This window comes from Neptunomonas sp. CHC150 (genome assembly GCF_030397555.1).
Taxonomy (GTDB): Bacteria; Pseudomonadota; Gammaproteobacteria; order Pseudomonadales; family Balneatricaceae; genus Neptunomonas; species Neptunomonas phycophila.
Genome location: NZ_JAPNXU010000017.1, coordinates 17,727 through 35,758, shown reverse-complemented (window position 1 = coordinate 35,758; position 18,032 = coordinate 17,727). Strand labels below are relative to the sequence as shown.

The window sequence follows — 18,032 nt, the reverse complement described above, 5'->3', positions numbered from 1 at the left end:
AGATTAACTACATCACTTTGCCGCGCATTGCTTTAGTGTTTCCTCGCTTGGTTTTGCTGTCCATTCGTTTGCGTTGCGAGCTGCGGGTAGGCTTTGTTGGGCGCCTGTTTTTTTGGATAGTCGTAGCGTCAAGGATGAGTATTTTCAGGCGTTCCAGTGCATCTTCTCGGTTTTTTTGCTGGGTACGAAAAGTTTGCGCTTTAATGACAATAATACCATCTGCCGTTATCCGTTTGTCTTTAAATTCAAGTAAGCGCTCTTTGTAAAAACCGGGGAGTGATGATGCTTTGATATCAAAGCGAAGATGGATGGCGGATGAGACTTTATTTACATTTTGTCCACCACTGCCTTGAGCGCGAATGGCTGTAAATTCAAGTTCATCTGCACTAATAACAATGTGTTTTAATATAGTAAGCATGTGAGCATTGTAATCCTAAACGTGCAGCAACCCTATGAATAACTTGATTTTAAATAAAAAGGAAAATCGCTAAATGAGTGTAATTGCGTTAGAAAAAGCGTCCCTTGAAATGTTAGAAAGACGATTAAAGCAATATTTTGTCAAAGAATTGGACTACGAATTAGGGCAGTTTCAAGCCCAATTCCTATTGGATTTTATATCTCAAGAAATGGGGGCTTATTTTTATAATCAAGGCGTAAGGGATGCACAAGCCATGCTATCAAGTCGCGTGGATGATTTAATACTCGCATTTGATGAGCTAGAAAAAATGGAGCCGCGTCCCGTAAGTACATTATGATGAAGTTACGCTTGGGCGCAGTTTTTGTCGGTCTTTTCTGTGCCGCCAATAGGTTCCACCAGTGAAAATAGCTAGGCCAATCCAAATGAGTGAGAATGTTATTAAATCGGTGTGAGTGAAGGGCTCCCCAAGAATAAATACAGCGCACAATAATTGAAGTGTAGGGTTTAAATACATCAGGAATCCTATCATTGATAAGCTGATGCGCCTCGCTGCGGCTGCAAAGGCTAACAATGGGATGGCAGTGAGTATGCCGGCTAAAATGAAAAGGCCACCTTGTAGATTGAATCCAAAGTGGTTAACTGGGGTAAACAGCCAAAATATCAGCGTGAAAGGGAGGGCTAAGGTCGTTTCTATCATTAGCCCCGTTACGGTATCCACTTGCGTTTGTTTGCGCACAAATCCATAAAGAGCAAAGCTTGCGGCTAAGGATAATGAGATCCACGGGAGAGCTCCAGAGCTTGTAACTTTGTAAACAACAGCGATGACCGCTAATAACAGCGCGACTTTTTGATAAGTGCTTAACGATTCTTTTAGGAAAAAAACACCTAAGCCTACCGATACTAGTGGGTGGATGAAGTAGCCCAAGCTTGCTTCAACGGCTCGCTCGTTCATAGCTGCCCAGATATAAAGTCCCCAGTTAGCAGCAATTAATGTGGTTGAGCAACATAAAGCCAAGATCAGGTGCTTGTTGGTAAGGGCGGCTTTAATGCGGTGCCACTTTCCGGTCAGAGTAATAATAATGGCTACAAAAACAGCAGACCACGCAATGCGGTGCGCGAGCACTTCCATTGCAGGTAGCCCTTTGAATAAGCTAAATAAAAGTGGGAATGTTCCCCAAATAAGGTAGGCGGTTAGGGCGTAGATAAGGCCGCGGTTTTGCTCGGTCACGGTAGAATCCTTAATATAAAGCGCGATTCTATCAATAAATTGGGTATCTACAAGGGAACAGTGCGTTGTTGGATTGAATGGTAGAAGCGTCTAAAGGTGTAGCGACTTCAGACGCTTCTGAGGGGGCTTTAATCCAACGTGCTTATATCAGGATGCTTTTTAAGGCAGTCAATGAAGGCACTCATTTCATCCGGGGTTCCAATGGTAATGCGCAAATGGTTTTCGATGCCTGGTCGGCTAAAATGACGGACTAATATGTTATGAGTACGTAAAAAGCCCATGAGCTCAGCGCCTGGCAAATAACGATGCGTCGCGAAGACAAAGTTTGTTTTAGATGGAACAACATTAAACCCGATCGATTCCAATTGAGCGGTTGTCCATTCGCGTGTGCTGATGATTTGTTGCGTTGTTTCTTGGAAGTATTGCTCGTCTTGTATCGCGGCAATAGCGGTGTCTTGAGCGAGCATATCCAAAGGGTAAGAGTTAAAGCTATTTTTAACTCGTTCTAAGCCTTCGATTAATTCTGCATTCCCTAGAGCGAAACCAACTCGCATACCGGCTAGAGATCGGGATTTGGAAAATGTTTGAATCACCAAAACATTGGGGTATTTATTGATAAGGCTAACGGCACTTTGAGCCCCAAAGTCTACATAGGCTTCATCAACAATCACGACAGATTCCGTGTTGGTGTTGAGGAGGCCTTCAATTGCATCAAGGGTTAGTGCTTTACCGGTAGGTGCATTAGGGTTCGCAAAAATAATGCCGCCATTAGGGCGCTGGTATCTTGTTAGGTCGATGGAGAAATCATCCCCAAGGGAGATATGCTCGTAGTTTATATTGTATAAGTTGCAATACACATCATAGAAACTATAGGTGATGGTAGGCATGAGCAGCGGCTCTTTCTGGCGGAAGAAGGCCATGAAGGCATGCGCTAGCACTTCATCCGATCCATTACCCACAAATACTTGATTGGAGCTTACATTATAGTAATCAGCCAGCGTATTTTTGAGTGATGTAGAGTCTGGGTCTGGGTATTTACGCAATTTGTTGCTTTCAAATGAATGAATGGCGTGAGTAACTTTGGGAGAAGGGCCAAACGGGTTTTCGTTTGTGTTGAGTTTGATTATGTTACTAACCTTAGGTTGTTCGCCTGGAACATAAGGGGTTAGATCACGGATCGCGTCACTCCAGAATTTACTCATTGTTGTAATAACTCGTTATTTAAAAGCAGCTAGTTGGCCGAAAATTATAGCGAATCGCCCCATTAACCACTAGTGCTTGTCAGTAGATTAGGGGCGCTCGTTATATACTAATTAAGCAGATTTAAGAGAGGTTACTTGTTCGCCTACTGCTTTAATCCCTCCTGCATTGTAGGCGTCTAAAAAGACAGAGCCAGCAATAGCAACATCGGCATGTCCAATTAATGCCTTCACGTCTTCTCTGGTTCGAATGCCAAAGCCCATGGCGAGAGGGAGTTCGGTTAAGCCTTTCACTCTATTTAAATAATTACCGATTTGGATCGTTGCTGATTTATCAACGCTATCCGTTTGTTGCTTTCCAGTTACTCCTTTTCGGCTGACACAATACAACATTCCGTCGGCTCTTTGCTTGAGTTGCTTAATCCTCTCATCAGGCATATCCAGAGTAACAAGCCAAATGGGTGATATGCTTTGCTCCGTCAATGGGGCCAATAGAGGATAGCTGTCTTGCAGTATGTCAGGGATTATCATGCTGCTAATTCCACGATTTTTCATAGTGTTAGCTAAGTTATCTAAACCGAATTGGAGAAGCGGGTTTAGATAACTCATAAGTAAGATATGCTGTTTTGGGAACTCTTTACTTAGCATTTCTATATCTGCCAATAATTGTTCCAGTCGCGGCTTGTTTTCCAGAGCGTGATGACATGCAGTGGTAATGGTAGGGCCATCAGCAACAGGGTCTGAGAAAGGAAATTGTACCTCTAAAATATCCGCACCCTGATTGAGAAGGCTTCTCATAATAGATAGGCTGTCTTCAATACTTGGGTATCCGTAAACGACGTGTGTCATTAAAAGGATGTCTTGTGTTTTACGTTTGTCACGGATGTATTGGGTCAAAGGATGCATATTAATTTGCCTCCAATAAAAAGTCGTTTAAGAAAGCGCTGAAAGGTTCGTCCTTCATTACTTTAGCGACATTAAAAATATCTTTATCGCCGCGCCCAGACAGATTAATAACAATAGATTGCTCAGGGCTCATGCTTTTTGCCTCACGAAGACCGCCGGCTACCGCATGAGCTGATTCTAAAGCGGGAATAATGCCTTCGTTGCGCATTAGCTGGGAGAACGCGGTCATAACTTCGTCATCGTTCGCACTGATCATTCTGACCTTTCCGTTTTCTTCTAGGTCGGCCAATATTGGCGAAACACCGACGTAATCTAGGCCTGCTGAAATAGAGTGTGTCGGCATTAACTGGCCTTCACTGTCTTGAAGAAAGCGGGTTGCGTAGCCTTGGGCAATACCAAAACGTGCTTGGTCGGTATTAAATCGTTTTGCGTGATCTCCTGGTGCATCGCTACGGCCACCTGCTTCTACACCAACAAGCTCTGTTGATGACGAGTCGACAAAGGGCAGGAAAATGCCGCAAGCATTACTGCCTCCACCTACACAGGCGTATATTCTGTCAGGATGTTTGCCGATTTGGTTGATTGACTGCTCTTTGACTTCTTCTCCAATAATCGATTGAAAACCAGCGACCATTTCAGGGAAGGGAGCACAGCCGCAGCTCGTACCAATTAGATAATGGGTGTCATCATAATTTGCGGCCCAATCTCGCATTGCTTCATCCAGTGCGTCTTTTAAAGTAGCGCTTCCAGTGGTGACCGGTATCACTTCGGCCCCGAGCTGTTTCATCCAAAACACATTAGGGTATTGACGTTTGATGTCTGTAGCGCCCATATAAATAGTGCATTTAAGGCCTAGGCGAGCAGATATTAGAGCGGTCGCAATTCCGTGCTGACCAGCACCCGTCTCAGCAATGACGCGTGTTTTTCCCATGTATTGGGTTAACAAGCCTTGGCCAATAACGTTGTTCATTTTATGCGCGCCGCTGTGGTTTAAATCTTCTCTTTTGAGGTAGATTTGGGCGCCGCCTATCTGTTGCGTTAAGTTGTTGCAAAAAGTCAGTGGTGTAGGGCGACCTGAATAATGCTGCCATTCAGATTTTAATCGGCCTACAAACTCGGCATCCGACATCGCTGATTCGTATGCGTCAATGAGCTGTTGTTGGCTGTTGTAGAGAATCTCTGGAATAAAGCTTCCGCCAAAACGTCCGAAAAATTGATCTTTCATGTCGCTCTCTTTAAATTAATTTATTTACTAAACGGTTTGGTAAATAAAATAGAGCTTTACGATTAAGGTGTCAAGTTTCGGCTGTAAAAGATGATTTGGTGTAAAAAAGAGACAGATATTTGTTTATTCAGGTTTTGTAAAAGGAGCAGGCACTAGTCTACACTTATCTAATTAAGGGTTTACTTATGCACCTGTTTAGTTTGTATGAGTAATAAGCTGTGAAAGCAGACATTTATCAATGAGGCTTGTTTGAATACCTATACTTTTTCATTAAATGGTTTTGATGATCTCAGCTGTCAGATAATGCCAGCTCAACTGGATGTGATTCGTCCGTATTTATCATCAAACTGGGTATTGTGTAATGACGATCAGTCCGTTGACTTGCGCATTGGAATAGAGGGGAGGTCGAAAGCCCCTAACGATGATGCGCTTAATATTATGCTCACAAACGAACTAAGGTTTCTTAGTCAAGGTGAGTTTGAGTTGCCGCTACGTGTTTTTACCCTGCTTGATCTTTTAAATTATGCAGATAGCCGCCTATCGGCAGAGCCAGAGGTAGGGTTGGTTTCAATGGCAGAATGGATAGTAGGTTTGGCCCAAGAGGGTAGCGGTAGCCTATATGTTCATAATAATACCCAAACATTTATTTGTGCTCAGGATAAGGTTCTGCGTACTAATGCTTCAGATAAAACAGAATTAGTAGAATTAATTTTTAATTCTGATGATGCAGATTGGAAAAAATCAGAAGACGTATCTATTCTTAAGCCAAGCTTGGAGTTGCCAATAGCTAGCTTGCTTTGGTCTTTAGGGCTTAAAGAGCATCGTTATGCAGCGCAAAAGTGGAATCGGCCGGATGCACTTTACCGTTTGTTGAGTTGGCCTCAATTAGGGCATTGGGAGTCAACGGCGCCAATGTTTAGGTTGTCCTCCTTATATGGTCGAAAGGCTGCAACTGTGAAAACAGGGATGATGGTAAGCGGACTCAATGCAGAAGAGGTATGTACTTTCCTTCACGCATGTAGTGTTTCTGGCTTGAGAGTTAAAGTTGAAAACGAAGAAGCCGACACGGTAACGCAACCGCCTATCGATGCAAGCCTATCGGTTTTACAAGCATTCAAAGCAAAACTAGGACTGTAGTACATGTTGCTGAAAGTTGTTTTTATTGGGCCCATGGGGTCAGGAAAAAGTACAGCAATTCAGACTATAAGCGAGATTGAGCCGGTAAAAACAGAGGCACGCAATACAGAGCGCTTTAAAGTTGATAAACCCACGACCACGGTGGGGATGGATTATGGAGAAATAAACTTAGGCGAACACGGTAAAGTTGCACTTTATGGTGTGCCGGGACAACAGCGCTTTGACTTTATGTGGCCTATAATCACAAAAGGGGCTATGGGAGCAATCATGTTGCTGGATTGTAGCCAAGAGAATTGCTGGAAGGACTTTAAGTATTTCGTAGACGAATTCACAAAGTTTGTTGATCCTAGCAGTTTTATCGTCGCCCTAAATCGCGCAACGGACAGCGACGTTGATCATTGCAATCAATTACTCATGGATGAAGGGTTAACAATGCCGGTGTTTTGCTCGGATCCACGAAATGAGCAAGATCTCACGGTTTTATTGCACGTATTGATTTCAAATGCGGAATTGAGATTTTTATTGGATTAGTAATGAGCCAAGATTTAGCAGAGCAGTCTGAGCAGTTAGAAGCGTTATTAAAGTCCTTGTTAGATGAGTATGAAGGCCTACGATTTGTTGTGTTAGCAACATCAGATGGTTTCTTGGTTGCTCACGCGGGGGCGCAAGTTGATAAGCAAAAAATGGATCCAAACCGTATCGCCACTATGGCGGTTTCCTTTACAGGGTTGAGTTATAGCCTTGCATCTGAGTGCGAAATTGGTGAAGTGAAAGGTGCTTCTGTCGAAGGTAGTGAAGGGCTGTTGCTTTCTAGACTATTGTTTACTAAAGAAACGGACTTTGTCCTGTTGACCGGCTTTAAGCGGTCGGTAAATCACGGTATAGCGAATTGGACGTTGCAGAAAGCTTATGATGCAGTGTTGAATGGTCTGAATACATAGAAAAATATTTGGATTATTAGTAAATCACCCACAAATAGAATGACGTGAAAGGGAAAAAAATGAGCAAAATTAATGAAAGCCTACAAGAGCTATTAACTGTTGATGGCGCTATGTGCGCTGCATTGGTTGATTATAATAGCGGGATGATGCTTGGTTCTGCAGGTCAAGGCGTAGACCTAGATGTAGCGGCTGGTGGTAATACAGAAGTTGTACGCGCTAAAATCAAAACGATTAAGATGTTAGGCTTGACGTCTACTATTGAAGATATTTTGATTACGTTGTCTGATCAAATCCATCTGATTCGCCCACTGGCTTCTGATCGCGAGTTGTTCGTTTATTATGTGTTAAACCAATCAGGCAACCTTGCGCTGGCTCGTCGTAAGCTTAAGCAAGTTGAAGGTGAGCTTAAGGTTTAATCTGAGCGAATTTTACTCACGAAATTGAATGGCTTATAAGGTGTTTAAATAAGCTTGTTGAATACAAATGCGCTGAGGTTTTTGCCTTGGCGCATTTATCTTTATATGAATCCACTCTACAATCGCGCCTTATTCTTATCAAAAGATTCAATCTATGGCACGTGGTCGTCCATCTAAAAAGCAGCATATTATTGATACTGCTGGTCAATTGTTTTCTCAGTTGGGTTATCAAGCGACGTCTATTGATGTTGTGACGCAAACTGCCGGTGTATCAAAACCAACAGTTTACAATAACTTTCCTTCTAAGCTTTCATTGCTTCATGAATGGCTGATTTTACAATCAGATCATTTGTTATCCATGGTTGTTTTTGATTCCGCAAAAAAAATACAAACTGATTCTCTTCAAACCTGTTCATCATCTGCTAATAAACAGGCACTCAACGTCATTCTTAATGGTTATGAGCTTCTTATCCAGGAAACGTTTTACTTATCAATATTACGTATTTGCATAGGGGAATCACAAAAGCTCAATAGTGATGTATTGGCGCTTTTCTTTGAGCTGGATAATTCGTTAAATAATCAGGCTGTAGAGGCGTGCTTATCCATAGTTGAAGAGCCTCTGGTTGCTAGAGCTATTGTTTCAATCGTTAAACAGCAAGCAGTTGACCGCGCACTGGGTGTACCCAATAGCCTATCAACTGAGGATGTGTTATCCCTCAGTCTTCGTTTTTAAATATCCATTTTCATTGCATCGCGCACGGCTTTGGTTTCTTGCTCAAGCTGGTCGAGCCTAGCTATTTCGTATTGGCTTTGGTTCTTCTCTCGGCGTGCAAAAGTAATCTGTTGATTAGCTCTATCAGTTTGTCCGGTGAGTAAGAAGTACTCGATGCGCGTCAGATGCACGTTCATTCGTTCATTGTTTTGACCGTATGCCTCTGCCAGCAAATACCAATTATCTACGTCTTTGGGGTAGTCGCGTTTAATATTATTCATAACGCGTATGGCTTGAGCCGGCTGCCCTTGGGCCATTAGAGCTTTTGATAAGAGTTTTTCTACGGTATAGGTATACGGGTAGAGTTCATTAAGCGCTTGAAGCGACTCAACTGCTGTTTGCCAGTTTTGCTCAGCTAAGTAAATCTCGGCAACGGTGAGTTTGATGTAAAGCATTGATTGCCAGTCATTGGGCAATTGCTTGAGGGCTTGGTGAGCTTCTTGATACCGGTTAGTTTCTATGCTGGAGAGGGCAAGGCCATACAAAGCTGTTGGCGTCGGGCTGGCATCTACTGCTTGCCGATAAAATGCATACGAATCTTGTGGCGATTTTGCAAAGTGTACGGTCATGCGTGTGCGTATGATTTCGTATTCTTTTGAGTTTTTAGAGGCCGGCTGATCAGGCAGTTGCGCTGAGCGATTTAAAGCATCTGCAATACGAGATTCAGATACAGGGTGTGTAAGCAAAAATTCAGGTAAACGGTTTTGATCAAAGCGCTGCGATCTTAGTAGGCGCGAGAACATCCTAGGCATGGCTTCTGGGTCAATACCCGCGTTGACTAGGGTTTGCATGCCTAATCGATCAGCTTCTTGTTCATTTTGACGGCTAAAAGCCAGTGCGGCTGATTGTTGGGAGGCGATGGTCGTTGATATAGCGGCGGCACCGGCTTGACCATCTGCGCTAGCAACTAGGATGCTAGCTAGCAAAGCTGCGAGTGTAAACGGTCGGTTGCGGCGAGCCTCCTCTAGTTGAGAAGCAAAATGGCGTTGGCTTAAATGGGCCAGCTCATGAGCTACAACAGAGGCGAGTTCGTCCTCGTTGTCGGCGCTAAGGATGAGTCCTCCATGTATTCCAATAATACCACCTGGAACAGCAAAGGCATTCAGAGTCGGGTTGTCTAATACAATGAGATCAAGCCGCCTATCTTGCAATTGGCTATGGGAGGCTAGTTTCCACAGTAAATCATTCAGGTAGCTGTATGTAATCGGGTCATCCAGGAGCTTTGCGCTGCCACGTAATGATCTTGCCCAAGCCTGTCCTAACTCGTGTTCTTTGCTCAGAGATATGATCCCGGATGTGGTATCACCAAAAATAGGCAGATTGTTGTCAGCATGAGAAGTGACAGGTAAAAGTAAAAAGCTAAAAATAAAAAGTCGTAGAAAGGGCATTCAGTAATCCTGTTCTCTTTCATGCCAAAGGGAAGCGTGTCATTATCTTACCCCGTTGGATGGGCAGATGCCTGAATTCAATTGAATTTTTCCTGATTTGCTGCAGAGTATGTTGCCTCATGCTAAATATTAACATTGATACTGTCTTGGATGCCTCCGGGCTAAATTGTCCTCTGCCTTTATTAAAAACGAAACAAGCACTTCATAAAATGTCATCAGGGAGTGTGTTAAAAGTTATAGCAACCGATGCTGGCTCAGTGCGCGATATTACAGTATTTATTGAGCATTCTGACCATGATTTACTGGATACGTTCATTGGTGAGACTGAGTATATTTACATTATTCGTTGTGGGTTAGGGGTAAAAAAATGAAGGCCATTTTCAACAAATGGATTGATCGTTATTTTTCAGATGAAGAGGCGTTGTTCCTCTTCATACTGATTGTGGCAACGCTAGTGTTAATGGCAACGTTGGGTAAGCCACTTGCTCCTGTTTTTGCAGGTATAGTCATAGCTTTTCTTATGCAAGGTGGCGTTGATTGGTTAAAGGCTAAGAAAGTCCCTCACTTAGGCGCAGTTCTTATTACTTTTTTGGGGTTTGTTAGCTTTGTATTGGCACTATTATTAATAGTTGTCCCCTTGGCGTGGAAACAGCTTTCAACCTTGTTTACTGAGTTACCGAGAATGGTACAGCAGGTTCAGTCTCTTTTGCTTGTGTTGCCACAGCAATACCCTGATTGGATTACTGAAACTCAAATTCGAAGCATTATGTCGTTGGCGACTCAGGAGCTAACCTCGGCTGGTCAATGGGTGCTGACATACTCGTTTAATTCGTTAGCTAGTGTGATGACCTTGTTGGTATATCTCGTTTTGGTACCCATTTTAGTGTTTTTCTTTTTAAAGGATGGGCGCTCGTTAATTGGCTGGTGGACATCTTTCTTACCGAAAAAAAGAAATATGCTGACCAATATATGGCATGAAATGGATGACCAGATTGCCAATTACATCCGTGGCAAGGTCATTGAGATATTGATTGTAGGTACGGTGACGTATGCAACGTTTGCTTTGCTCGATGTTAATTATGCGGCATTGTTGGGCATTATTGTTGGATTGTCTGTTCTCATTCCATACATCGGGGCAGCAGTGGTGACATTGCCGGTTGCACTGATTGGTTTTTTTCAATGGGGGCTGAGCGATGACTTTATGTATTTGTTGATAGCATACGCCATTATCCAAGCTTTAGATGGGAACGTGCTTGTCCCATTATTGTTTTCCGAAGCCGTCAACTTGCATCCAATATCTATCATTGTTGCGGTGCTTATCTTTGGAACGCTGTGGGGTTTTTGGGGGGTGTTCTTTGCAATACCTTTGGCAACTTTTGTGAAAGCGATCATGAATGCTTGGCCTCGACATTTATCGGCTGATGAGGAAAGTCCCGTTATTAAAGCTCCATAATTCAGAATTTGACGCATAAAAAAGCCGATCCTCAAATGATCGGCTTTTTTGATAGGGGCAGGGGTTATTCACCTTTAACTGCGGCTAATACTTGGTCGACATGATCCTTTACGCGTACCTTACGCCATTCCTGTTGTAGAACGCCATTCTCGTCAATTAAGAATGTGCTCCGCTCGATCCCCATATACTCTTTACCGTAGTTTTTCTTGAGCTTAATAACATCAAAATGTTTACAAACCAGTTCTTCAGGATCACTGATGAGTTCGAATGGAAAAGACTGTTTTGCTTTGAAGTTTTCGTGAACACGAAGACTGTCTTTACTGACTCCGAAAATGACGGTGTTGTTGGCTTCAAATTCGGCAAATAAATCTCGGAAGTTTTGGCCTTCTGTTGTACAGCCTGGTGTGTTGTCCTTTGGGTAAAAATAAATAACGACTTTTTTACCTTTTAAGTCACTCAGTTTAACAGTGGTTTCGCTTGTTGCAGGAGCGGAAAAGTCGGCTACTGGCTGGCCTACAGCAATCGTTGTCATATTTCTTTTACCTCAGTTTGTAAAAAAGCGTCATGGTGACTACGCCTTACGCTTTTATTTCGTATAGAATATTGGGTCTTATACGATATCAGAACGGGTTTCGGATGTACTGTATTAATCATTCGAGCTTATGTAATGGAGAATAAAATGATTACCGGCAGCCTTGTAGCGCTTGTGACCCCAATGTTAGACAACGGTGAACTCGACTGGGAAGCGCTTGATAAGATCGTCGACTTTCACTTGGAGAACGGGACAGATTCAATTGTCGCCGTTGGTACTTCAGGTGAGTCTGCTACCTTAGATTGCGATGAGCACTGTGCGGTTATCAAACGCGTAGTTGAGCGTGTTAATGGCCGTATGCCCATTATTGCTGGTACAGGAGCTAACTCCACGCGTGAAGCTATCGAGTTAACTCGTGAAGCCAAAAAAGTTGGCGCATCAGCGTGTTTACTTGTTACACCTTATTACAACAAGCCTACTCAGGAAGGGCTTTATCAGCACTTTAAAGCGATAGCGGAAGCCGTTGATATTCCTCAAATTTTGTATAACGTACCGGGTCGTACAGCATGCGATATGCTTACGGAAACTGTATTGCGTTTAGCTGAAATTCCAAACATTGTTGGTATCAAAGAAGCGACGGGTGATGTTGAGCGAGCGCGTGATTTAATTGCCAAAGCACCAGAAGGGTTCGCTATTTACTCGGGCGATGATGCAACAGCAATCGAGCTTATTTTAGCGGGTGGCCACGGAAATATTTCTGTGACTGCGAACATTGCGCCAGCTCAGATGTCAGAACTTTGCAAATTAGGTTTGGCGGGGGAGGCTGATAAAGCACGCGCATTACAGCAACAGCTGATGCCGGCCCATACGCACTTGTTTGTTGAAGCGAATCCCATACCCGTAAAATGGGCTATGCATGAAATGGGGTTGATTGGTCAGGGTATACGTCTTCCTTTGACCGTTTTGTCAGAGGCGAATCGCCCTGTTGTTAAGCAGGCTTTAGTCGATATTGGTTTAGTTAAGTAAGGAGTATTGCTTTGATTAAAATGCGGTTGCTTCCCGCTGCAGTCACGTCGGTAGTTGCTATCACGACGATCAGCGGTTGCAGTGTGATCGATAAGAACCCGATTTATGGTGAAAACGGGATTATCCGAGATCGAAATCAGGAGTACGAAACAGCAACCGTTGCTAAGCGATTAGAAATTCCGCCAAGTTTACGGGCTAAGCAGACAAATGATCTACTGGTAATTCCAAAAGTTGGTGAAACTTCGAGTGCTTTGCAAAGTGGCTTTGAAGTCCCACGGCCAGAATTTTTCTATGCTGATACAGGCAGTGATGCCGTTAGCTTGAAGCGTCAAGGTGGTGAAAAAATCATCGTTGTTGATGAGCCAATTGATGTTACTTGGACAAAAGTGTTGGACTTCTTTGCCTACAACAATATCAAAGTGGCTAATGCTGATGCGCGTGATGGGGTGATTGAGACTGACTGGATCGAAACCAATGGCCCTGAATATCATGCGGTAGATCGTTGGATAAAGCATTTAACCTTGCAGAACATACCCGAAGGCACACAGGATAAAATACGTGTTACCTTGCGTCCTGAAAAAGACGCAGAACAGCGTACTGCAATTGTTATGCAGCATGCTCAGTTCTCCAAGAGCGAGCAAGTCGATAAGGTGGATTGGCAGCAAGATTCGGCCGATGTTGGCTATAAAACAGATATGATGTTTTCTTTATTACGCTACATGAGTAAAGCATCAGATCAGTCTGCTGAGCAAACCTTACTGTCTATGCAGAACCACCAAAATGCACGCCCTTTGCTTGGGCGAGACTCTAGTGGAAACCCTGTGTTAAAGCTCGAAGATTCAGCGGATGAAGCATGGGAAAAGGTTAACAAGGCAGCAGACAGCGCAGGCATGGATATAGGTACGCGTGATCAAAAGCAAGGGTTGCTTTACATGACGTACGTAACCACGACACCGATCGAAAAGAAAAGCCAAGGCTTTTTTGAGTGGATGTTCTCCGATCGTGGTGATATCACGTTAAATACAGGGACACTAGGTGCATTAGTGGGTGTAGATGACGAAGCTGATGATGTTCGCTACACGTCGAAATCGGCTGAAGAACTAGTGCAAGAGTTTGGGGATCCTGAAGATTTATCGGCTCAAGATGGCTATAAAATTTGGCTGGCCGGGCGAGTGGTGTACGTCTTTAACTCAGGCTCTTCTAAAGGGCGAATTAGCAAAGATGGTGATGTATACCAGCAAATTGGTCGATATCAGATTAAGTTGAATCGTACCCGCTCGGGTATTCTGGTATCCGTTTTAGATGATCAGGGTGAGGATGCCGATGCTCAAGTAGCTGAAGAAATTCTCTGGGATCTGAAAGACTCAATGTAATGCAATGCGTTACATAAGCGATAAAAAAGGGGGCTTTCCAGCCCCTTTTTTAATCGAAAAATTACCAGTCCTCACCAGTTATTAAGCATAAAGATGCAGGAGCAGTAGTAATGAAGGCCGTTTTTTTAGATGCTGAAACTTTACGTGATTTGGATCTATCGGGTTTAGAACAAGCATTCTCATCGTTAACTATCTTTGATAAAACAACCCAGAAAGATATCGCGCCTCGTATACAAAACGCGGATGTTGTGATTGTAAACAAAGTCAAATTGGATGCGACTTTATTAAAGGCAAGTCAAATAAAGTTAATATGCATAGTGGCTACAGGAACAAATAATGTTGACCTAGAAGCCGCTAAGCAATGTGGGATAGCGGTGTTTAATTGTCAAGCTTACGGTGTACCGTCGGTTGTTCAGCATGCATTTGCCTTGATACTTGCGCTCCACACTAACTTAATCCAATACCAGCAGTCTGTCGAAGCGGGCGATTGGCAAAAGTCGGATCAGTTTTGCTTGCTTAACTATCCCATCAGTGAGCTAGCCGGTAAAACATTAGGTGTTGTCGGTTATGGTAGCTTGGGTCAAGGCGTTGCGCAGATTGCAAAAGCATTTGGTATGCAAGTGCTGATTGCAAGCCGCGATGAGTCTGATTGTCGAGAAAATCGTTTGCCTCTGGCGCAACTGCTCCCGCAGGTTGACGTGTTAACGCTGCATTGTCCTTTAACACCCGCTACACAGAATCTAATTGACGAACAAGCGCTAAATTTAATGAAACCAAGTGCTTTTTTGGTCAATGTTGCACGTGGAGGGATTGTGGATGAACAGGCATTGGCTAACGCGTTAAAGTCGGGTGTTATCGCAGGGGCGGCTACCGATGTGCTAATAGAAGAGCCCCCTAAAAACGGTAACCCTTTACTTGATTCAAGTGTGCCTAATCTAATTGTAACGCCTCATTCTGCATGGGGAAGCAAAGAGGCACGTCAGCGTATAGTTGAGCAAACCATAGAAAACGTTAACGTGTTCTTGAGTGGTGAGCAGGGCGAACGTCGAGTTGTTTAAACCTTGTTCCTAAATCAGCATGTGTGGTTTTAGAAGCTTGGGGCTGATGTAAAATGCATTGGCACTTGCGTTTGAGGGTGCACAAAGCTGAGCATCTTTGCATGCAGCAATAAACGATCGGCCGCTTTTTGTATGTCTTCTTCTGCGTAAAAGTGGTCGCCTAAAATCGGGTGGCCTAACCACTGCATATGTACCCTGAGTTGGTGTGATCTCCCGGTTATGGGGGTTAACTCAACTCGGGCCTTATTGGCCATACGCTCTAGTATTTTCCAATGAGTAGTTGAGGGTTTACCGTGTTCGTAGTCCACTATTTGTAAAGGTCTTCTTTCCCAGTCACAACGTAAAGGTTCTGTAATTATACCGTTATCTTCAGCAGGGCATTGATGAATTATAGCCTCGTAGGCTTTTTCAGTTTTTCTATTTTGAAACAATAGACTCAACGCTTTGTGAGTTTCTGGCGTTAGGGCAATTACCATCAATCCTGAAGTGGCGTAATCAAGGCGGTGAACAATTTTAGCGCTGGCAAACCCTTGATTGATCACACGACTAATGACGCAATCTTGTTTGTCAGGCCCTCGTCCAGGTACTGAAAGCACGTCAGCTGGTTTATCTACAATAATAAGGTGCTCATCTTGGTAAAGCACTGGAATCTGTACTCCCTCTATCATGAGCTCTTACCTTTTGTTGTTTTTTGAAATAGCGCCATCGATTCAACGTGGTTCGTTTGTGGGAACATATCCATTACTCCAAAGCGCACCATCGAATAGCCTTTTTGGGTTAACAGTTCTGCATCTCGCGCTAATGCCGACGGCTCGCAAGAAACATAAAGGATATCGGTTGCTGTTACGGGTAATTGTTTTAACAGTTCGTATGCGCCGGTTCTAGGAGGGTCTAGGATTATTTTGTTTATAGGCTGATTAAGCCATGTTTCGCTTGATAGATCTTGACTCAGATCCGCCCGAAAAAATTGGGCATTAGTAAGGTTATTGCGGGTTGCGTTAGCGGTTGCTTGTGCAACCATTTTTTCGATACCTTCAACACCGATAATGTGGTTAACATAGGGGGCGATGGGTAAAGTAAAGTTGCCTAAACCGCAGAATAAATCGAGTACGTTGTCGCTTTTGTCTAGGGCTAACCAGCTCAATGCTTGGTCAATCATTTTATCATTAACGGCAGGGTTTACTTGTAAGAAATCACCTGACGCAAAGTCTAGTCTCAAGTTGCCATTAAGCAGCTGATAATAGTCATCATGTTGCTGATGTAGGTTTAGTGTTTTTGTATCTGTTTGTATAAACAGATTGAATGCCTTTTGTTCTGCCCATGCGCTAAGGAGTTTTTTGTCACTGCTTTTTAAACTGCCTTTGCAGCGTAGTGTCAAGGTTATACCTGCATCACCCAGTTGTACTTCGGCATGTGTAAGTTGTTTGGGGTTGCTCAGAGTAGATAAGCTCTTTTGTAGGTCAGTAAAGATTCCATCCAGGCGGGGCGACAAAACTGGGCAATGTTTAATGGGTAAAAGTTTGTTTGACTGGCGTCGTCTAAACCCTGCTATGACTTCATCGTTGCGCTGCAAGACATTCAGTCCGACCCTAGCCGATCGCCTGTATCCGAAAGCGTCAGATAGAATAGGCGCATCTATCTGTGCTGGGGTAATGCTGCTCATTCGCTGTAGAAGGCTCAGCACATTTTCTTCTTTGTAACGTATTTGTTCAGCCGTAGCTAAATGTTGTAACTGGCAGCCGCCGCAATCTTCATAATGCTCGCAGGTTGGGCTTACACGCTCACTGGATGGTGTAACGATTGATTGCACAGAGGCTTCGTCAAACCGTTTATGTGTTTGTGTGACTTTGGCTATAACTGTCTCTCCAGGTAGCACTCCCTCAATAAAAATGGTCTTTCCGTTTAAGCGCGCGACGCCGCGTCCATCATGGCTTAATCGTTCAATATCTACTGTAAAGGGGGCATTGGACGATGCAGGTTTGCGCGGGGCAGGCCGGCCAAAGCGAATGGCATTTTTTTTCATAGAGGTATCCTGAATTTGAGCGCGGCTATAGTAGCACAAAGCATTACCGGATCGGTTTGTTGTGTTGATTGAAATTGTTTGTTGCCTTGACTTTTTTTGTCACTGGGCGCAAATTCTGCGTGTAATCATGCAAAAGACGCATGAATTCAAGGAAGAAGTTATTCAGATTAGCAGCATAAGGAACATGATGTGCTTACTGAGGCCGGTACCCGCGTTAATTTTGATTTGATTTTAACGGTAGCAATTCTACTGAACTTACTATTGGCCTTATTTTTAAGGCGCCATAAACGCCGACTCCCTTACATAAATCGATACAAATTTCCCGACACTATTCGAAATAAACTGCTGGAAAAGTACCCTCACTTTAACGATTCAGATATCGATATGATCTTGGATGGTTTACGTTCGTACTTTCATATTTGTAATGTCGCCGGTAACAACGCAGTCGCTATGCCATCAAAAGTTGTAGACGAGGCGTGGCATGAATTTATTTTATTTACAGCGCAGTATCGTAAGTTTTGTAAAAAGGGATTGGGCCGATTCTTAGATCACGTGCCAAGTTTGCCCCTTAACAATCCCGCACAACACATGGGCAATGCAAGTCTAAAAAGGGCATGGCGGCTATCGTGTGAACGAGAAAAAATTGATCATGTAAACCCGCCTGCGCTTCCTTTATTGTTTGCAATTGACGAGCTGCTTAAAGTACAAGATGGCTTTTACTATTCGCTTGTTGGTGAAGCTTTAGAGGGCGTGAATGATGCAAAGAACTTTCCAGTTACACGGATTGGCTGTACGAGTAACGCAAACTGTGGGGCCTCCTGTTCTTCAGCTTATGAGTCAGAAGCGGCACCTGATGTCGATTCCACTCAGCCATCGCCGACATTTTCGTTCTTTACGAACAGTTTAAGCAAATAGCTAGCTTACATTTTGCGGGTGC

General features: G+C 43.6%; 21 protein-coding genes. 12 read left to right on the top strand and 9 right to left on the bottom strand.

Annotated features, from left to right (window positions below):
• Positions 1 to 7: 7 nt before the first annotated feature.
• Positions 8 to 418, bottom strand: coding sequence for an alternative ribosome rescue aminoacyl-tRNA hydrolase ArfB (arfB, locus tag OW491_RS17720; protein WP_290037228.1), 411 nt, complete (start codon positions 416 to 418; stop codon positions 8 to 10).
• A 73-nt stretch (positions 419 to 491) separates the two neighbouring features.
• Between arfB and OW491_RS17715 the strand changes: the two genes are divergently transcribed.
• Positions 492 to 755, top strand: a complete 264-nt coding sequence (locus OW491_RS17715; RefSeq protein WP_075172070.1) for a DUF2164 domain-containing protein — start codon at positions 492 to 494, stop codon at positions 753 to 755.
• Here the strand turns inward: OW491_RS17715 and rarD are convergent.
• From rarD to trpB, 4 genes are all read right to left on the bottom strand, one after another.
• Complete coding sequence (rarD, locus tag OW491_RS17710; RefSeq protein ID WP_290037227.1) at positions 750 to 1,646, bottom strand: EamA family transporter RarD; 897 nt, start codon at positions 1,644 to 1,646, stop codon at positions 750 to 752. The genes OW491_RS17715 and rarD overlap by 6 nt on opposite strands.
• A 128-nt stretch (positions 1,647 to 1,774) precedes the next feature.
• Positions 1,775 to 2,848, bottom strand: a complete 1,074-nt coding sequence (gene hisC / locus OW491_RS17705) for a histidinol-phosphate transaminase (protein WP_290037226.1) — start codon at positions 2,846 to 2,848, stop codon at positions 1,775 to 1,777.
• A gap of 111 nt (positions 2,849 to 2,959) precedes the next feature.
• Positions 2,960 to 3,751: a tryptophan synthase subunit alpha gene (gene trpA, locus OW491_RS17700; protein ID WP_290037225.1), complete on the bottom strand. Its 792-nt coding sequence runs from the start codon at positions 3,749 to 3,751 to the stop codon at positions 2,960 to 2,962.
• A gap of 1 nt (position 3,752) precedes the next feature.
• Positions 3,753 to 4,976: a tryptophan synthase subunit beta gene (gene trpB / locus OW491_RS17695; RefSeq protein WP_277253422.1), complete on the bottom strand. Its 1,224-nt coding sequence runs from the start codon at positions 4,974 to 4,976 to the stop codon at positions 3,753 to 3,755.
• A 249-nt stretch (positions 4,977 to 5,225) separates the two neighbouring features.
• On the opposite strand from trpB, the gene OW491_RS17690 reads away from it, so the two are divergent.
• From OW491_RS17690 to OW491_RS17670, 5 genes are all read left to right on the top strand, one after another.
• Positions 5,226 to 6,113: a hypothetical protein gene (locus OW491_RS17690; protein WP_075172075.1), complete on the top strand. Its 888-nt coding sequence runs from the start codon at positions 5,226 to 5,228 to the stop codon at positions 6,111 to 6,113.
• Positions 6,114 to 6,116: 3 nt separating this feature from the next.
• The gene (locus OW491_RS17685; RefSeq protein WP_075172076.1) at positions 6,117 to 6,644 is read left to right on the top strand and encodes an ATP/GTP-binding protein; all 528 of its coding nucleotides are present in this window, start codon (positions 6,117 to 6,119) and stop codon (positions 6,642 to 6,644) included.
• A gap of 2 nt (positions 6,645 to 6,646) precedes the next feature.
• Positions 6,647 to 7,054, top strand: coding sequence for a roadblock/LC7 domain-containing protein (locus OW491_RS17680; RefSeq protein WP_178968660.1), 408 nt, complete (start codon positions 6,647 to 6,649; stop codon positions 7,052 to 7,054).
• A gap of 59 nt (positions 7,055 to 7,113) precedes the next feature.
• The gene (locus OW491_RS17675) at positions 7,114 to 7,470 is read left to right on the top strand and encodes a hypothetical protein (RefSeq protein ID WP_075172078.1); all 357 of its coding nucleotides are present in this window, start codon (positions 7,114 to 7,116) and stop codon (positions 7,468 to 7,470) included.
• A 154-nt stretch (positions 7,471 to 7,624) separates the two neighbouring features.
• Positions 7,625 to 8,203, top strand: coding sequence for a TetR/AcrR family transcriptional regulator (locus tag OW491_RS17670; RefSeq protein ID WP_290037223.1), 579 nt, complete (start codon positions 7,625 to 7,627; stop codon positions 8,201 to 8,203).
• Here the strand turns inward: OW491_RS17670 and OW491_RS17665 are convergent.
• A complete protein-coding gene (locus OW491_RS17665) occupies positions 8,200 to 9,630 on the bottom strand; it encodes a M48 family metalloprotease (protein ID WP_290037222.1) in 1,431 nt (476 codons plus the stop codon). The two genes, OW491_RS17670 and OW491_RS17665, sit on opposite strands and share 4 nt — an antisense overlap.
• A gap of 119 nt (positions 9,631 to 9,749) precedes the next feature.
• Here OW491_RS17665 and OW491_RS17660 point away from each other — a divergent pair, with 119 nt between their 5' ends.
• On the top strand, positions 9,750 to 10,001 hold the full coding sequence (locus tag OW491_RS17660) for a sulfurtransferase TusA family protein (RefSeq protein WP_075172081.1): 252 nt from the start codon (positions 9,750 to 9,752) through the stop codon (positions 9,999 to 10,001).
• Positions 9,998 to 11,083: an AI-2E family transporter gene (locus OW491_RS17655; protein WP_075172082.1), complete on the top strand. Its 1,086-nt coding sequence runs from the start codon at positions 9,998 to 10,000 to the stop codon at positions 11,081 to 11,083. The genes OW491_RS17660 and OW491_RS17655 overlap by 4 nt, the downstream gene beginning before the upstream one ends.
• A 64-nt stretch (positions 11,084 to 11,147) precedes the next feature.
• Here OW491_RS17655 and OW491_RS17650 read toward each other — a convergent pair whose 3' ends face one another.
• Positions 11,148 to 11,615: a peroxiredoxin gene (locus OW491_RS17650; RefSeq protein WP_075172083.1), complete on the bottom strand. Its 468-nt coding sequence runs from the start codon at positions 11,613 to 11,615 to the stop codon at positions 11,148 to 11,150.
• A 147-nt stretch (positions 11,616 to 11,762) separates the two neighbouring features.
• Between OW491_RS17650 and dapA the strand changes: the two genes are divergently transcribed.
• The 3 genes from dapA to OW491_RS17635 all read left to right on the top strand — a co-directional run bounded on the left by dapA (position 11,763) and on the right by OW491_RS17635 (position 15,072).
• Complete coding sequence (dapA, locus tag OW491_RS17645) at positions 11,763 to 12,641, top strand: 4-hydroxy-tetrahydrodipicolinate synthase (protein ID WP_075172084.1); 879 nt, start codon at positions 11,763 to 11,765, stop codon at positions 12,639 to 12,641.
• Between the two features lie 20 nt (positions 12,642 to 12,661).
• The gene (bamC, locus tag OW491_RS17640) at positions 12,662 to 14,014 is read left to right on the top strand and encodes an outer membrane protein assembly factor BamC (protein ID WP_290037241.1); all 1,353 of its coding nucleotides are present in this window, start codon (positions 12,662 to 12,664) and stop codon (positions 14,012 to 14,014) included.
• Positions 14,015 to 14,124: 110 nt separating this feature from the next.
• Positions 14,125 to 15,072 (top strand): 2-hydroxyacid dehydrogenase, encoded by a 948-nt coding sequence (locus tag OW491_RS17635; protein WP_290037220.1) that lies wholly within the window; start codon positions 14,125 to 14,127, stop codon positions 15,070 to 15,072.
• Positions 15,073 to 15,101: 29 nt separating this feature from the next.
• On the opposite strand, the gene OW491_RS17630 is transcribed toward OW491_RS17635, so the two are convergent.
• Both OW491_RS17630 and rlmD read right to left on the bottom strand, forming a co-directional pair.
• The gene (locus OW491_RS17630; protein ID WP_290037219.1) at positions 15,102 to 15,740 is read right to left on the bottom strand and encodes an RluA family pseudouridine synthase; all 639 of its coding nucleotides are present in this window, start codon (positions 15,738 to 15,740) and stop codon (positions 15,102 to 15,104) included.
• Positions 15,737 to 17,095, bottom strand: coding sequence for a 23S rRNA (uracil(1939)-C(5))-methyltransferase RlmD (rlmD, locus tag OW491_RS17625; protein WP_290037218.1), 1,359 nt, complete (start codon positions 17,093 to 17,095; stop codon positions 15,737 to 15,739). The genes OW491_RS17630 and rlmD overlap by 4 nt, the downstream gene beginning before the upstream one ends.
• A gap of 189 nt (positions 17,096 to 17,284) precedes the next feature.
• On the opposite strand from rlmD, the gene OW491_RS17620 reads away from it, so the two are divergent.
• Positions 17,285 to 18,010 (top strand): hypothetical protein, encoded by a 726-nt coding sequence (locus OW491_RS17620; protein WP_290037217.1) that lies wholly within the window; start codon positions 17,285 to 17,287, stop codon positions 18,008 to 18,010.
• Positions 18,011 to 18,032: the final 22 nt, after the last annotated feature.

Excerpts from the sequence above, each read along its gene's own strand:
- OW491_RS17675 (WP_075172078.1), top strand. The coding sequence starts at position 7,114 with ATGAGCAAAATTAATGAAAGCCTACAAGAGCTATTAACTGTTGATGGC.
- OW491_RS17680 (WP_178968660.1), top strand. The coding sequence starts at position 6,647 with ATGAGCCAAGATTTAGCAGAGCAGTCTGAGCAGTTAGAAGCGTTATTA.
- OW491_RS17670 (WP_290037223.1), top strand. The coding sequence starts at position 7,625 with ATGGCACGTGGTCGTCCATCTAAAAAGCAGCATATTATTGATACTGCT.
- rlmD (WP_290037218.1), bottom strand. The coding sequence starts at position 17,095 with ATGAAAAAAAATGCCATTCGCTTTGGCCGGCCTGCCCCGCGCAAACCT.
- OW491_RS17715 (WP_075172070.1), top strand. The coding sequence starts at position 492 with ATGAGTGTAATTGCGTTAGAAAAAGCGTCCCTTGAAATGTTAGAAAGA.
- OW491_RS17635 (WP_290037220.1), top strand. The coding sequence starts at position 14,125 with ATGAAGGCCGTTTTTTTAGATGCTGAAACTTTACGTGATTTGGATCTA.
- arfB (WP_290037228.1), bottom strand. The coding sequence starts at position 418 with ATGCTTACTATATTAAAACACATTGTTATTAGTGCAGATGAACTTGAA.
- trpB (WP_277253422.1), bottom strand. The coding sequence starts at position 4,976 with ATGAAAGATCAATTTTTCGGACGTTTTGGCGGAAGCTTTATTCCAGAG.
- hisC (WP_290037226.1), bottom strand. The coding sequence starts at position 2,848 with ATGAGTAAATTCTGGAGTGACGCGATCCGTGATCTAACCCCTTATGTT.
- bamC (WP_290037241.1), top strand. The coding sequence starts at position 12,662 with ATGCGGTTGCTTCCCGCTGCAGTCACGTCGGTAGTTGCTATCACGACG.
- OW491_RS17650 (WP_075172083.1), bottom strand. The coding sequence starts at position 11,615 with ATGACAACGATTGCTGTAGGCCAGCCAGTAGCCGACTTTTCCGCTCCT.
- dapA (WP_075172084.1), top strand. The coding sequence starts at position 11,763 with ATGATTACCGGCAGCCTTGTAGCGCTTGTGACCCCAATGTTAGACAAC.
- OW491_RS17685 (WP_075172076.1), top strand. The coding sequence starts at position 6,117 with ATGTTGCTGAAAGTTGTTTTTATTGGGCCCATGGGGTCAGGAAAAAGT.
- OW491_RS17630 (WP_290037219.1), bottom strand. The coding sequence starts at position 15,740 with ATGATAGAGGGAGTACAGATTCCAGTGCTTTACCAAGATGAGCACCTT.
- OW491_RS17665 (WP_290037222.1), bottom strand. The coding sequence starts at position 9,630 with ATGCCCTTTCTACGACTTTTTATTTTTAGCTTTTTACTTTTACCTGTC.
- OW491_RS17655 (WP_075172082.1), top strand. The coding sequence starts at position 9,998 with ATGAAGGCCATTTTCAACAAATGGATTGATCGTTATTTTTCAGATGAA.
- OW491_RS17660 (WP_075172081.1), top strand. The coding sequence starts at position 9,750 with ATGCTAAATATTAACATTGATACTGTCTTGGATGCCTCCGGGCTAAAT.
- trpA (WP_290037225.1), bottom strand. The coding sequence starts at position 3,751 with ATGCATCCTTTGACCCAATACATCCGTGACAAACGTAAAACACAAGAC.